This is a genomic window from Streptomyces sp. NPDC088350, assembly GCF_044753545.1.
Classification (GTDB): domain Bacteria; phylum Actinomycetota; class Actinomycetes; order Streptomycetales; family Streptomycetaceae; genus Streptomyces.
This window is the reverse complement of the sequence record NZ_JBIVNL010000009.1, coordinates 278,956-293,784: the sequence shown is the minus strand read 5'-3', so window position 1 is coordinate 293,784 and position 14,829 is coordinate 278,956. Positions and strand designations below refer to the sequence as shown.

The following is a 14,829-nucleotide window of genomic DNA, read 5'->3' as shown; positions in this document are numbered from 1 at the left end:
GGCACCTTCTGTGCGGGGGCGGTCACTTGAGGGAACCGGCGGCGAGTCCGGTGCGCCAGAACCGCTGGAGCAGGATGAACACGATGATCACGGGCACGATCGACACCAGTGAGCCGGTGATCACGGACTCCTGGAGGAGCGGGGCGCGGGCGGTCTGGCCGTTCCACTCGTAGAGGCCGAGCGTGATCGGGAAGAGGGACTCCTTCTGGAGCATCACCATCGGCAGGAAGAAGTTGTTCCAGATGGCCACGAACTGGAACAGGAAGATCGTCACCAGCGACGGCGTCATCAGCTTGAACGCCACCGAGAAGAACGTGCGGAACTCGCCCGCGCCGTCCAGCCGTGCCGACTCCAACAGCTCTTGCGGGACAGCCGCGTTGGCGAAGATCCGCGCGAGATAGACGCCGAACGGGCTGACGATGCTGGGCAGGAACACCGCGAAGTACGTGTTGACGATGCCCGTCGCCGAGAAGAGCAGGAACAGCGGGAGCGCGAGCGCGGTGGTCGGGACGAGGACGCCGCCGAGGATGACGGAGAACAGGAACTCCCGCCCCCGGAAACGGAATTTGGCGAGCGCGTAGCCGCACAGCGCGGAGATCAGCGTGCCGACGGCCGCGCCGAGCGCCGCGTAGACCACGGTGTTGAGGGCCCACCGGCCGAAGACGCCGTCGCTGCGGGTGAACAGGACGCGCAGGTTCTCGAACAGGTTGAAGTGCGAGAACGTCAGCCCGTTGGTGGCGGCGAGGTCTCCCTGCGGCTTGGTGGCCGCGACGATCAGGAAGTAGATCGGCAGCAGGAAGTAGACCGCCAGGAGAAGCATCAGGGCCATGGCGGCCGTACGGCTTACCTGGCTTTCGCGGTGCACGGAACGGTCGTGCACGGAACGGCTGTTGATGGACCGGGCGCTCATGGATCGGTTGCTCACAGGCCGGCCCTCTTCGACGTCAGTCGCATGAACCCGAAGCTCAGGACGAAGGTGATGACGGCGATGACCACGGAGATCGCCGCGGCCTGCTGGTAGTTGTTCCCGGAGGCCACCGCGTAGGCGAGCATGTTCGGCGTGAACGTGCTGGAGATGTTCGAGGAGATCTGCCGCAGCACGGCCGGTTCGGCGTAGAGCTGGAGCGTGCCGATGATCGAGAACACCGTGGTGAGGACAATCGACGGGGCGATGATCGGGACCTTGATCTGCCACGCGATGGCCCAGTTGCTGGCGCCGTCCAGCTTGGCGGCCTCGTACAGCTCCTGCGGGATCGACTGGAGCGCCGAGAACATGATGAGCATGTTGTAGCCGGTCCACAGCCACGTGGAGATGTTCGCCGCCGACCACAGCACGGCACCGGGGCCGAGGAAGTCGGGGTGGAGGCCGATGCCGTTCAACAGGTCGACGACGGGGCTGAGTTGGGGTGAGTAGAGGTACGACCACATGATCGCGGCGATGACACCGGGTACGGCGTACGGCATGAACGCGGTGATGCGGAAGAACGACGTGAGCCGCAGCAGGGGAGTGTCGAGGAGCAGTGCGATGACGAGAGCGACGAACAGCATGACCGGCACCTGCACGATGCCGAACAGGCCGATGCGGCCGACGCTGGACCAGAACTCGTCGTTCTGGAAGACCTTTCCGTACTGCTCGAAGCCGCCGAAGGCCGTGTACGAGGTGCCGTACTGCCCGCCGGTGCGGCGGACGACGCGGAGGCTCTGCCACAGCGCGTAGCCGACCGGCACCAGGTAGAACAGCAAGAACGGGAGGAAGAACGGGACCACGAACGCGACGATGGTGCCGGCCCGGGGGCCGCCGCCGTTGAGACGACGACGGCGGCCCCCGGGTGCCGCCACCACGCGCGTCGCGCGGGTTGCGATGTCGGTCATCGCGCGGTCACTTGCCCGCCGCGGCCGGGATCGCCTGGTCCTTCATCGACTTCAGCGCGGACGCCTGGGCCGCCGACAGTGCGTCGCCGAGTGTGCCGTCACCGGCCGCCGCCTTGGCCATCGCGTCCTGGAGCGCGAGGTTCACCGTCTTCTGGGTGGGGCCCCAGGCGAAGCTGGTGTTGATCTTCTTGGACGAGCCGGCGAAGACGTCGAAGATCTTCTCGTTGTTGTAGTACGGAACTCCCTTGGAAAGAGCGGGGAGTTGGAGCCCGGCGGTGGCCGCCGGGTAGAGGCCGCCCAACTGGTTCTCCAGCGCGAGGGCTTCGGGGTCGGTGTTGAGCCAGGTGTTGAACTTCACCGACTCGTAGAGGTGCTTGCCGCCCTTCATGAACGCGACGGTCGAACCGCCCCAGTCACCGGACGCGCCGTTCGAACCCCACGTCGGCATCGGGACGATCGTCCACTTCCCGGCCTGCTGGGGCAGGTTGTCGCGGAACATGCTGTAGCCCCAGGCGGCGCCGATGTAGCTGGCGATCTGGTTCTGCTGGTACGCGGCGTACATCTGCGTCGAACCGTGGGCGAGGTCGGTGCGCACGAGCTTGCCGGAGATCAGCTTCTGCCAGTAGTCGGCGACCTGCCTGCTCTGGTCCGAAGCGACCGTGACCTGCCACTTGTCACCCGAGTAGCTGTACATCTGGGCGTTCTTCTGCCACAGGAGCCCGTTGAACCACTCGGCGTTGTTCGGGTCGAAGAACGTGATGTCGAGCTGGGAGTCCGCCTTGTGCAGCTTGGCGGCGGCGGTCGCGTACTCGTCCCAGGTCGTGGGGATCGCGATGCCGTACTTCTTGAAGATGTCGCTGCGTACGTAGAGGGCCATCGGGCCGGTGTCCTGCGGCAGGGCGAACACGCCGGTGCCGCCGAAGCTGGTCTGCGACCAGGTCCACGGCACGAACTTCGACTTGGCGGCGGTGGCGGCCGAGCAGGCGGAGGCGTCCACGAAGGCGCTCTGGGTGCGCAGGTTGGGGAGTTCGTCGTAGCCGACCTGGGCCAGGTCGGGCGCCTTGCCCGCCTTGAGGGCGTTGCCGAGGGTGCCGTACTGGTCGTTGGAGATGTTCTTCGTCTCGACCTGGATGGCCGGGCTCTTCTTGTTCCACAGGGCCACGACCTTGTCCATGCCCGGAACCGTGTTCCAGTACTGGAGGGTGACCTTGCCCTTCGCGGGCGCGCAGGAGGCGGTGGACGTCTTCGCCGACGGCGTGGATGACGAGCATCCGGCGAGTACGGCGACACTGGCGGCCGCGGCGACGGCGCCGAGGCGGATGCGCGTGACTGTGCTGCTCATGGTTTCCGTTCCGGACAACGACTAGCGGCGGTGCTAGGCGGCTCGATGCTGATCCCTCGGGCGGGATGCCTTCTGGGTGGAAGGGACGTGGGCACACCATTCGTCGCGGGGTCCAAGAGCGTCCCGTGAGCGCTCCCGTGAGCGCTCACGGAACTGCCTGCGGATAGACCTGTCGAAGGGTGCTGCGAATGTTCGGAAGTTTGCGCTTCGGCGCGGGGGAGTGTCAAGACATTCGGACCGGCCGCGCACGCGTGAGGTCAGGCGGAGCCGCTCAGGCGCAGTTCGGCCCGTACGACCAGCTCGTCGGCCGCAAGCGCTTCCCCTCCCGACAGCAGGCGCGCGACCTGCTCGATGGCGAGTGCGCCGAGCTGTCGCGTGTCCAGGGCGACGCTGGTGAGCGGGGGTTCGACGAGTGCCCCGAGCTGGAGGCCGTCGAAGCCGATGACCGCCAGATCCCGCGGGACGTTCCGGCCCAGCCGGCGTGCTTCACGCAGCGCGCCGATCGCGATGATGTCGTTGAACGTGAAGACCGCGGTGACCTCGGGGTGGTCGCCGAGCAGGGCCCTGAGCGCCGCTCCGCCGCCGTCGGCAGTCTGGTCCGCGCCGACCACGATGCCGGCGTCGATCCCGAGTGCCGCCGCGGCCGTCGTGAACCACTCGTGCCGGACGCTCGGTTCGGCGCGGGTGTGGTGGTCGAGCATGCCGATCCGCGTGTGCCCCCGCGCGACCAGGTGCGCGACCGCGGCGTGGACCCCCGCCGCGCCGTCGATCCGGATCGCGCTGAACCGCGTCCGCTGCTCCCGGCCGATGAGCACCACCGGCATGCCGCGGGTGAACTTCTCCAGTTCGCCCTCGGGGCAGCTGAAGTAGCCGATGACCGCGTCCACTTGGGAACTGATCACCTGGAGTGTGCCGAGTTCCTCCTCCGCCCTGTCCCCGGTGTCGTACACGACGACCTGCCAGCCCCGGGTCCTGGCCGCCTCCAGCGCGGCGGCGGCCACCTCGGTGAAGAACGGGTTGAGCAGATCGGGGATGACCAGCCCGATCGTCATGGTGTCCTGCCGGACCAGACCACGGGCGAACCGGCTCGGCCGGTACCCGAGCGCACGCGCCGCGTCGAGCACCCGCTGCTTCGTCTCGCCGTCGATCTCGCCCTTGTCGTTGAGCGCCCGCGACACGGTCTGCCGGGACACCCCGGCCGACTTGGCGACGTCGTTGATCGTGATTTTCCGGGGCTCGGTCCCCGCTGCCGACGGCAGCACCATCGCCCACCTCCCGCTTCTCGCGAACGCCGGTGCGCGCGCAGAGCCCGAGTATGCCTGTAGCGAGCCGGGCACACGAAGCCTCGACTCGGGATTCCGGCACGTAGGCGGGCCGCAGGGGCCCAGAGCGTTCCGCTACGGCAAAGGTGTGGCGACCGGCGCCCGGGGGAGCGCCGGAACACTGGTGGGGTCGTCGAGCGAGGAGTGCGCGGCAGGTCTGGAACGCGCCGGGCAGGATCGTCTCGCGGCCGAGGACGCCGAGGGTGATGAGCGACCGGTTGCGTGTCGGGTGTCAGGGCACGGGGTCTGGCCAGCCGTGCGTCGAAGCCCGGCATGAGCCATGCGGCCCAGGTGGCGGGGTATCCGTCGAGGTTGATCTCGTCGGCGTCGGCATCGGCGTCGGTGACACCGGAGACGCCGAGGACGGCCGCACCGAGCGCGTGCCCGGCCGCACCGATCGAGGCGGTCGCGTCCGGATCGTCCGCGCTAAGACGACGGTCCAGCTCGGCGAGTGCCGCTGCGCCGCCATGCGTCCCGACGACCGGTCCGGCCATGGCGACGGCGAGTTGGGCGAGGTGGGCATGGGAGCCGGGCAGATGGCATCGACTGGCAGTGCCCGAGCTTCATCCCAAGGCGCCGTCGGCCGATGCCGATGCCGATGTCGCTGACGCGGCCGACGGCGCAGTTGGCTCAGGCTCGGTTCGGGCTCGGATCCCTTACCGTACCCGGCAGTTGAGTGCCCCTCTCAGTCGGTGAACCGGGTGACGATTCCGCCGAGCGATTCCCAGTCCTTGATGCCCGGTCCCCAGGCGTTCCCGTCCCACCACTTGTGGTAGAGCGCGGAATCCGTGCCGGTGAGGAAGAGATCGAGGCGGTTGGGTTCCCAGGAAACGGCGGAGGGCGGGCTGGTGCAGATTCCGCCGAGCGATTCCCAGCTCTTGATGCCGGGACCCCAGGCATTTCCGTCCCACCACTTGTGGTAGAGCGCGGAATCCGTGCCGACCACGAACAGGTCGAGCCGGTCGACGCCCCAGGAAACGGCGGCGGGTGTCCCCATGCAGGTTCCGCCGAGGGATTCCCAGCCGGTGAGGCTCGGGCCCCAGGCGTTACTGTCCCACCATTTGTGGTACAGGGCGGAGTCCGTACCGACGACGAAGAGATCCAGCCGGTTCTGCCCCCACGAAACCGCCGCAGGCTTACCCATGCAGATTCCGCCCAGCGATTCCCAGCCCTTGAGGCTCGGGCCCCACGCGTTTCCGTCCCACCACTTGTGGTAGAGCGCGGAGTCCGTACCGACCACGAAAAGATCCAGCCGGTTCGCACCCCAGGAAACGGCCACCGGGTCGCCCATGCAGATTCCGCCCAGGGATTCCCAGCCCGTCACGCTCGGACCCCAGTTGCTGCCGTCCCACCATTTGTGGAACAGCGCGGAATCCGTGCCGATCACGAACAGGTCGAGCCGGTCGGGTCCCCACGACACGGCCTCGGGCGGACTGGTGCAGATTCCGCCGAGGGATTCCCACCCCTTCACGCTGGGGCCCCAGTTGCTGCCGTCCCACCACTTGTGGAACAGCGCCGAGTCCGTGCCGATCGTGAAGACGTCGAGCCGGTCGTGCGCCCAGGCCAGCGACGTCGGACGGCTCCTGCAGATCCCGCCGAGGGACTCCCAGTCCTTGACACCCGGACCCCAGGCGTTTCCGTCCCACCACTTGTGGAACAGCGCCGAATCGGTCCCGATCCCGAAGACGTCCAGCCGGTCGGACTCCCACGACACCACGGGTCCCGAGGCCGGCGACGGGCCGTACATCGCGTGCACGGCGGCGATGTCGTCCGTGCTCAGGCCCGTGCGCTGGCCGATCGCCGCGCCCTGCACGGTGGGCACGATGGTGGCCTGACCGTTCTTCGAGAAGGCGTCACGCGGGTAGTGCATGATCGACCCGTAGTCGTACGGGCCGATGTCGTCGCCGTCCGAGATGTGCTGGTCGAAGTTGTGCTCGAAGCCGGTCTGGATGTTGGCCCAGACGATCGACACGAACTTGTCGCGGTCCTCGCGGCTCTGCTCGTGCCAGAGCCCGACCGCGTGCCCGATCTCATGGATGCAGTTGCCGGCCGTACAGCCGCTGCCGAGGGTGAGGTCCTGACGGCCGCCCTGGCGCCCGACGAACGAGGAACATCCACCGCCCGACACGAACCGCACATAGTCGGGGAACTGACCCGAATTCGCGGCCGTCCGCGACACGAAACGGATTCGTGTACGCGACTGCCAGTGTGCGATCGCGTCGGTGACCCGCTGCTGGTCCGGCAGCGCGCCGTCGATCTCGTACGGCACCAGACCGCTGGGCCACCGGAATTGACTTCCGGTGATGATGACCGCCGACTCCGGTACCTTTCCCTCCGACTCCGCCTTGAGTTCCGACGTACGCCGTTCCACTTCCGCGGCCGTACCGAGAACGATGTCTCCCTCGAAAACGGCGAGACCGTCGATCTCCACGTACTGGACGGGCTTGGCCGAGAAACTGATCCCGTCGATCAGCGCGGTCCTGACCCCACCGGAAGACCGGAATTCACCGTGACCCACACCCGTACCACTGGACTCTGTTCCGGACACGTGATTCCCCCTGGTTTTCGACTTTCCGCGCCCACTCACGGGGCGCTATTTTGCGGAAAGTAGTGGGGGAGATGCCGACCGACAAGGCCTGGGTGAGCGTATGCGCAACGTAGAAATCGCCGTCTCCCTCGCGCCCGGCACCCCGCTGCCCGACGCGACCGTGACGTTGCGGGCACGGATCGAGGAGGTCACCGCCGTCGACGCCCCGTCCCGCGTCGTCTCCCGCACCGTCGCCCACGATGTCGACCTGACCGGCACCACACGCCTCAGGCTCGCCGTCCCGTCACCTGATCCCGGGGCGCGCTACACCGTGCGCGTCCACGCTGATGTGGACGGCTCCGGGACGATCGCCCCCGGGGACCTCGTCTCCACCAGCAGCCACCCCGTCCTGACCCAAGGGCAACCGGACACCGCCGAGGTGGAGTTGAGGCCCGCCTGACCGAGCGGCGGGTACGCATCAGGAAGCACATCAGCCCGAGGACGCAACCCCGTCCCCAACTGCGCCTTCCTGGAAAGGGCTTGCCGCTGTGTCCCCGAGCCTGACACGATCGCTGCTCCCATCACCCCGAGCAACGGGTGGCGGCCGTCAAGGAGGTCCGGTGTCGAAGCGGTGGCTGTTCCTGTCGGCGGCCGCGGTGCTCATCGTCGTGTCGCTGGTCGTCGTAGTGCTGCCCGGCCACAAGAGCAGCGCCGAGGACGTCAAGTCCGAAGCGGGACGCGCCGCGACCGAGCCCTCCGCCACCGGCTCCGCGTCGAACTCGCCGTCCGCGACCGGCACTTCGACTCCCTCCGCGAAGCCGGCCACCGCGTCGAAGAAGCCGTCGGCGACACCGTCCGCCCGCGCGACCACCGCCTCCACCGCGCCGTCGGCCACGAGGACCCGCCAACAGGCGTCCAGCACCGGTTCGTTGGCGGGACGCATCCGGCCCGGCGCCACCTACCGCGGAGTCGCCACCTTCTACGACGCGGACGGCGGCGGCGCCTGTATGTACGACCCGAGCGGCGACGTCCTGACCGGCGCGATGAACACCGCCGACTACGAGTCGTCCAAGGCGTGCGGGGCGTACGTGAGCGTCCACGCGGCAGGCGGCGCCACCGTCACCGTGCGCATCACCAACGAATGCCCGGGAGACTGCGCACCCGGCCAGATCGATCTCAGCGCCCAGGCCTTCGCCAAACTCGCCAGCCCCTCGGCCGGCCGCATCCCGATCACCTGGAACCTGGTGAGCCCCACCACCACCGACACGATCTCCATCCGCTACAAGACCGGCTCCACCCGCTACTGGTGCGGCATCCAGGCGATCGGCCACCGCAATCCACTGGCCCGCCTGGAGGTCCGCGCGGGCACCGGCTGGCGTCAACTGGCGCGCACGGACTACAACTACTTCCTCTCCGAGGACGGCACCGGCTGCGGCGCCGCGATCAGACTCACCGACATCTACGGCGAACAACTCACCCTCGCCCCACTCGCGGTGCGCCCGAACGTCACACAGGCCACGCGGGTCCAGTTCGCCAAGCATTGACCCGTCAGAAGGCAGGCGCGGGAGTGCTGTCGCTGTGGCTGGCCAGCACCCGCCGCAACCTGTCCTCGTCCGAACTGCCCGGCGCCGCGCTCAAGATGACGATCTTCAGGTCGGAATCGCCGTCCGTGAGGACATCGCAGTCCACGTTCACGGGGTCCGACCTCCGGATGGTCGACCGTCTTGCGGTCCTCACCGACGTCACCGACGACGCCTCCGTCGCCGCCGCGCACGAAGGTGTCCTCGACGCTCTGATCAACAACGCCGGTGTGCACGGCCCGCACGGCGACCCCTCCGAGCTGACCGGCGCCGACGCGCTCGGTGTCTTCGACGTCGACGTCCAAGGGCCCGGCGCCGGTTCGGGCCGTTTCATCGACCGCCAGGGTGCGCTCGACCTGTGCTGAACCCGACTCCGCAACACACCTGACACAGCCTGGTTTCCCTGGGTGCTACCGGCGGTAACAACAGGGGTGTCGCGGGCACGCTCCACGCGTCCGTCACACCACCCGCACCTCCCGTACCTCATTCGGAAGGCACCCCCATGGAGAACTCGGCGTCCCCCACAGCGATCAGCAGACGAAGAGCCCTGACGGTGGCCGGCGGTGTCGCCGCAGGCGCCGGCCTCGCGGCGCACGCGGTACCGGCGTTCGCGGCCGGCACCTCGGACGCCGACGCCATCGTCGTCGGCCACGGCCTCGCCGGACTGGTCGCGACGGCCGAACTCGTCGCCGCAGGAAAGAAAGTGCTGCTCCTGGACCAGGAACCCGAGTCCAACCTGGGCGGCCAGGCGTTCTGGTCCTTCGGCGGCCTGTTCCTGATCGACTCCGACGAGCAGCGGCTCATGGGCATCAAGGACTCCCAAGAGCTGGCCTGGCAGGACTGGTTGGGCACGGCGGGCTTCGACCGCGGCGTCGACGACCCGACCGGCCAGGACTACTGGGCCCACAAGTGGGCCGAGGCGTATGTGGACTTCGCGGCCAACGAGAAGCGGTCCTGGCTCTACGGCCTCGGCATCCGCTGGTTCCCGATCGTCGGCTGGGCCGAGCGCGGCGGCGGCCTGGCCGACGGACACGGCAACTCGGTGCCGCGCTTCCACGTCACCTGGGGCACAGGACCGGCCGTGGTCGAGCCCTTCGAGAAGCAGGTGCGGGCCGGCGTCGCGAGCGGCAAGGTGACCTTCAAGTTCCGGTACCGCGTCGACGAGATCGTACGCACCGGCGGTGCGGTGACCGGCGTGCGCGGCGCGGTCCTCGAACCCAGCACCGCCCAGCGCGGCAAGGCGACCTCCCGCACCGTGGTGGGCGACTTCCAGCTCAACGCCCCGGTGGTGATCGTCACTTCGGGAGGCATAGGCGCCAACCACGATCTCGTACGGCAGAACTGGCCGGCCCGGCTCGGCACCCCGCCCAAGACCATGATCACCGGAGTACCGGCCTACGTGGACGGCCGCATGCTGGGCATCACCGCGTCGGCGGGCGGCCGTATCGTCAACCCCGACCGGATGTGGCACTACACCGAGGGCCTCAGGAACTACGACCCGATCTGGCCGAACCACGGCATCCGCATCCTCCCGGGACCGTCGTCGATGTGGTTCGACGCCAAGGGCAAGCGGTTCTCCGCCCCCGACATGCCGGGCTACGACACGCTCCACACCCTGGGCTCGATCACCGCCAGCGGCTACGACTACTCGTGGTTCGTCACCACGAGCAAGATCATCGCGAAGGAGTTCGCGCTCTCCGGTTCCGAACAGAACCCGGACCTCACCAACAAGGACATCCTGATGCTGCTCTCGCGCATCTGGCAGACGCCGGAGCCGATCGAGAAGTTCAGGAAGAACGGCGTCGACTTCATCACCGCCACCACCCTCTCCGAACTGGTCCGCGGGATGAACAAGCTCACCGGCGACGGCGTCATCCAACTCGCCGACCTCCAGCGGCAGATCGAGGCCCGGGACCGCGAGATCGACAACGCGTACTCGAAGGACGCCCAGGTGATGGGCATCCGCAACGCCCTTTCCTATCCCGGGGATTCACTCAGCCGCACCGCCGCGATCCACAAGATCCTCGACCCCGGCGCCGGACCACTGATCGCCGTCCGGCTCAACATCCTCACCCGCAAGACCCTCGGCGGCCTCCAGACCGACCTCTCCGGCCGCGTCCTGGACGCCTCCGGAACGCCGATTCCCGGTCTGTACGCGGCCGGTGAGGTGTCCGGGTTCGGCGGCGGAGGAGTGCACGGCTACCGCTCGATGGAAGGCACCTTCCTCGGCGGCTGCCTCTTCTCCGGCCGCCAGGCGGGCCGCGCGGCGGCTGCCGCGATCTGAGGGGTACGGCCGCTCGTCGGCAACTCGGTTGCGTCCACTCCGAGTTGCCGACGAGTCACCCGTCTGACAGGGGCCCTTTCCGCGATATGCATTAGCGCTAATATAGTTAGAGCTAATGCACCCAGCGGGAAGGACCCCGCCCGTGGACCTGCGGCAACTGTTCGACGACCTGGTGCGCTTCGAGACGGACCTGTGGAACGGGATCGACGCCCGGCTCCGACGGGACTGCGATGTGACCCTGGGCGGTCTGAACGTGATGCTCGTCGTCGAACGCGCCGGCTCCTGCCGGGTGAACGACATCGCCGCCGCCCTCTCGATCACCGTCGGCGGTGCGAGCCAGGCCGTCGACCGGCTGGAGAAGCTGGGCCTCTGCGTCCGGCGTCCCCACCGCACCGACCGCCGTTCCTCGATCGTCGAACTGACGGCGGCCGGACGGGACTTGGTGAACGAGGCCGGTCCCGTGTTCGACAGCGAACTCGCGACCCGTCTGGCCGGCCCACTCCCGGACCCGGCGCTCGGCAATCTCGCCGCCGCGCTCGCCGTACTCCGCGCCGCCACCCCGCAGGCCCCGGACCCGGGCCAACACCCGTGACGAAGGAGACCAGATGAGCTCCGCACCAGCACGAGCAGTGCGCTTCGACCAGTACGGCGACCGAGACGTCCTCCACGTCGTCGAGGTGCCGATGCCCCAACCCGCCGCAGGGGAAGTCCTCGTGGAGGTCCGGGCGGCCGGCATCAACCCCGGAGAGGCGACCATCCGCACGGGCGCGCTGCACGAGCGGTTCCCCGCGACCTTCCCGTCCGGCCAGGGCAGCGACCTCGCCGGCGTCGTCACCGCCCTCGGTGAGGGTGTCACCGACTTCGGTGTCGGCGACGAGGTCCTCGGCTTCTCCTGGGGGCGCTCCAGCCACGCCACCCACGTCGTTGTACCGGCGTCCCAGCTGATCTCCAAGCCGGACGCCCTGAGTTGGGAAGTGGCCGGGGCTCTCTACGTCGTCGGCTGCACCGCGTGGGCCGCCGTCGACGCGGTCGCCCCAAGCCCGGCGAGACCGTCGCCGTCTCCGCCGCGGCCGGCGGGGTGGGCACCGTCGTCGTCCAACTCCTCGCCGTACGGGGCGCGCACGTCCTCGGTATAGCCTCGCCCGCCAACGCCGACTGGCTCACCGCCCATGGCGCGACCCCGGTGCCGTACGGCGACCATCTCGCCGAGGCGCTCACCGCGTGGGCACCGGGTGGGATCGACGCCTTCATCGACCTCTTCGGCCCCGAGTACGTCCAACTGGCCGCGGATCTGGGCATTCCCAGGGACCGGATCGAGACGATCATCTCGTTCCAGAAGGCCCAGGAACTCGGCACGAGGAGCGCGGGCAGCGACGGCGCCTCGACCCGCGAGGTCCTCACCGAGATGGCCGACCTCGTCGCCTCCGGCCGCATCGAGATCCCCATCGCCGCCGGCTACCCGCTCGACGACGTCCGTGACGCGTTCGCCGAACTCGAACAGCGGCACACCCGCGGAAAGATCGTGCTCATTCCCTGACGGCCGAGCCTTCGTCGTCATCGAGGCGCGGCCCGCAACCTGACCGTCGGTGTCGGCATCGAGGCGTAGCCCGCAACCTGGCCGCCGTTGAGGTGACTCGATGTGTCAGCGGCGCAGCCCCAGCGCGTCGCGCCCCGCGTACCGCGCCTGGTCGCCCAAGTCCTCCTCGATGCGGATGAGTTGGTTGTACTTGGCGGTGCGGTCGGCGCGGGACAGCGACCCGGTCTTGATCTGGCCGCAGCCGGTGGCGACGGCGAGGTCGGCGATGGTGGTGTCCTCGGTCTCGCCGGAGCGGTGGGACATGACGACCGTGTAGCCGGCGCGGTGGGCCGTCGCGACGGTGGCCAGGGTCTCGGTGAGGGTGCCGATCTGATTGACCTTCACCAGGATCGAGTTGGCGATGCCGTCCTTGATCCCGGCGCTCAGCAGCGTCTCGTTGGTGCAGAAGACGTCGTCACCGGTGAGCTGGCAGCGCCCGCCGAGCCGGGCGGTCAGGTCGCGCCAGCCGCCGTGGTCGTCCTCGGCCATCGGGTCCTCGATCGACGCGATGGGGTAGCGGTCGACCAACTCCGCCAAGTAGTCGGCGTGTTCGGCGGGGGTACGGCGGACGCCCTCGCCCGTGTAGTCGTAGACCCCGTCGCGGAAGAACTCCGACGTGGCCGGGTCCAGGACGAGGGTGATGTCGGTGCCGGGCTTGTAGCCGGTCTTCTCGATGGCGCTGACGACGAAGGCGAGGGCCTCGTCCGAGGTGCGCAGTTCGGGGGCGAAGCCGCCCTCGTCGCCGACGTTCGCGCTGTGGCCGGCGGCGATGAGGTCGCGGCGCAGGGTGTGGAAGACCTCGGAGCCCATGCGGACGGCCTCGGCGAAGGTGGCCGCGCCGATCGGCGCGATCATGAACTCCTGGAAGTCGAGCGGGTTGTCGGCGTGCGCGCCCCCGTTGACGATGTTCATCATCGGCACCGGCAGCAGCCGGGCGTCGACGCCGCCGATGTAGCGGTACAGCGGCAGCCGGTGGGCAGCCGCGGCGGCCTTGGCGGTGGCCAGGGAGACGCCCAGCAGGGCGTTGGCGCCGAGCCGCGACTTGGTGTCCGTGCCGTCCAGCTCGATCATGGTCAGGTCCACGGTCGCCTGGTTCTCGGCGTCGAGCCCGATCACGGCGTCCGCGATGCTCTCGTTCACGGCGTCGACGGCACGCCGAACTCCCTTGCCGTGGAAGCGGTTTGGGTCGCCGTCGCGCAGTTCCACCGCCTCCCGGGCGCCGGTGGAGGCGCCCGAGGGTACGGCGGCCCGGCCGAGCGAGCCGTCCTTCAGTTCCACGTCCACCTCGACGGTCGGATTGCCCCGGCTGTCGATGATCTCCCGTGCGACGACCCGGCTGATGGCGGTCACGGTGCAGCTCCTCACGCAGGGCCCGCGTCTCGGACATCGGCGGGCGGTAAGTTTCACTCAGAAACAAAGTGAGTCCTGAAAGAGAACCTACTATGGGCGCATGAGGATGCACAACGCCGACGAGACCTGCGGCATCGCCCGGGCCGCCGTGGTTCTGGGGGACTGGTGGAACGTTCTGGTGCTACGGGAGATCGCCCGCGGCAAGGTCCGCTTCGACGCGCTGGCCGCCGAGATCGGCCTGTCCCGCAACGTCCTCACCGAGCGCCTGGGCCGACTCGTCACCCAGGGCGTCCTGCGCCGCAGCCTCTACCAGCGACGTCCGGTGCGCTACGAGTACGTGCTCACCGACGCCGGGCGCGCACTGCTGCCCCTCCTCGTCGCGATGCAGGACTGGGGCGACCGTTGGGTACTCGGTGACGGCAGCCTCACCGCGACCGCGGCCGAGGACGGCGCCGAACACGCCCGCGTGCACGCCCTGGTCGGCACCCGCCTGCCCGAAGCCCTCGAACTCCCCGGCACGCAAGGCGCCGACCTCCCCGTCGTGTCCCCGACCGCCGCCGCGACCGTGCTGTTCACCTACCCCGGCACGGGCATCGACTGGGACGAGCCGGTCCCCGGAGTCACCGGCTGCACCCTGGAGAACCGGCTCTTCCGCGACGCCTGGCCCGACTTCCAGCGAGCGGGCGTGGACATACGCGGAATCAGCACGCAACTCCCGCACCAGCAAGCGGAGTTCGCCCGCGCCGAGGACATCCCGTACCCCCTCCTCTCCGACGCCCACCACCAACTGGGCGCGGCCCTAAGGCTGCCTACCTTCCGAGGTGCCGGCCGCCTGCGCCACAAACGCCTGATCCTGATCGTCGGCGCCGAACGGACCGTACGACACGCCCTGTTCCCGGTCGACGACATCCCGCACGCCGTCGAGCAGAGCCTGCGCCTCGCCGGGGACTGCGCGCGTACGGCGTGAGGTGTCCAT

11 protein-coding genes and 2 pseudogenes are annotated in these 14,829 nt (G+C 68.9%); 7 read left to right on the top strand and 6 right to left on the bottom strand.

Annotation, left to right across the window (positions count from 1 at the left end):
* Positions 1–22: 22 nt before the first annotated feature.
* From ACIQBL_RS31455 to legP, 5 genes are all read right to left on the bottom strand, one after another.
* A complete protein-coding gene (locus tag ACIQBL_RS31455; RefSeq protein WP_401947440.1) occupies positions 23–910 on the bottom strand; it encodes a carbohydrate ABC transporter permease in 888 nt (295 codons plus the stop codon).
* A gap of 11 nt (positions 911–921) precedes the next feature.
* Complete coding sequence (locus tag ACIQBL_RS31450; RefSeq protein ID WP_401947438.1) at positions 922–1,872, bottom strand: carbohydrate ABC transporter permease; 951 nt, start codon at positions 1,870–1,872, stop codon at positions 922–924.
* A 7-nt stretch (positions 1,873–1,879) separates the two neighbouring features.
* Positions 1,880–3,214, bottom strand: coding sequence for an ABC transporter substrate-binding protein (locus ACIQBL_RS31445; RefSeq protein ID WP_401947435.1), 1,335 nt, complete (start codon positions 3,212–3,214; stop codon positions 1,880–1,882).
* 257 nt (positions 3,215–3,471) lie between these two features.
* Positions 3,472–4,479, bottom strand: coding sequence for a LacI family DNA-binding transcriptional regulator (locus ACIQBL_RS31440; RefSeq protein ID WP_401947433.1), 1,008 nt, complete (start codon positions 4,477–4,479; stop codon positions 3,472–3,474).
* Positions 4,480–5,221: 742 nt separating this feature from the next.
* Positions 5,222–7,084 carry a Dot/Icm T4SS effector Zinc-dependent metalloprotease LegP gene (legP, locus tag ACIQBL_RS31435; protein ID WP_401947431.1) on the bottom strand — a complete coding sequence of 621 codons (1,863 nt, stop codon included), beginning with the start codon at positions 7,082–7,084 and terminating at the stop codon, positions 5,222–5,224.
* A 100-nt stretch (positions 7,085–7,184) separates the two neighbouring features.
* Between legP and ACIQBL_RS31430 the strand changes: the two genes are divergently transcribed.
* The 6 genes and pseudogenes from ACIQBL_RS31430 to ACIQBL_RS31405 all read left to right on the top strand — a co-directional run bounded on the left by ACIQBL_RS31430 (position 7,185) and on the right by ACIQBL_RS31405 (position 12,464).
* The gene (locus ACIQBL_RS31430) at positions 7,185–7,523 is read left to right on the top strand and encodes a YbaY family lipoprotein (protein ID WP_401947429.1); all 339 of its coding nucleotides are present in this window, start codon (positions 7,185–7,187) and stop codon (positions 7,521–7,523) included.
* A 160-nt stretch (positions 7,524–7,683) separates the two neighbouring features.
* The gene (locus tag ACIQBL_RS31425) at positions 7,684–8,607 is read left to right on the top strand and encodes an expansin EXLX1 family cellulose-binding protein (protein ID WP_401947426.1); all 924 of its coding nucleotides are present in this window, start codon (positions 7,684–7,686) and stop codon (positions 8,605–8,607) included.
* Between the two features lie 185 nt (positions 8,608–8,792).
* Positions 8,793–8,951, top strand: a pseudogene (locus tag ACIQBL_RS31420) (short-chain dehydrogenase); the annotation flags it as partial.
* Between the two features lie 194 nt (positions 8,952–9,145).
* Positions 9,146–10,927, top strand: coding sequence for an FAD-binding dehydrogenase (locus ACIQBL_RS31415; protein ID WP_401947423.1), 1,782 nt, complete (start codon positions 9,146–9,148; stop codon positions 10,925–10,927).
* A 142-nt stretch (positions 10,928–11,069) separates the two neighbouring features.
* A complete protein-coding gene (locus ACIQBL_RS31410) occupies positions 11,070–11,519 on the top strand; it encodes a MarR family winged helix-turn-helix transcriptional regulator (RefSeq protein WP_401947420.1) in 450 nt (149 codons plus the stop codon).
* A 13-nt stretch (positions 11,520–11,532) separates the two neighbouring features.
* Positions 11,533–12,464 (top strand): annotated as a pseudogene (locus tag ACIQBL_RS31405) (NADP-dependent oxidoreductase).
* 105 nt (positions 12,465–12,569) lie between these two features.
* Here the strand turns inward: ACIQBL_RS31405 and eno are convergent.
* Positions 12,570–13,853: a phosphopyruvate hydratase gene (gene eno, locus ACIQBL_RS31400; RefSeq protein WP_401947417.1), complete on the bottom strand. Its 1,284-nt coding sequence runs from the start codon at positions 13,851–13,853 to the stop codon at positions 12,570–12,572.
* Positions 13,854–13,953: 100 nt separating this feature from the next.
* On the opposite strand from eno, the gene ACIQBL_RS31395 reads away from it, so the two are divergent.
* Positions 13,954–14,820, top strand: a complete 867-nt coding sequence (locus ACIQBL_RS31395) for a winged helix-turn-helix transcriptional regulator (RefSeq protein ID WP_401947414.1) — start codon at positions 13,954–13,956, stop codon at positions 14,818–14,820.
* The last annotated feature ends 9 nt before the right edge of the window (positions 14,821–14,829 follow it).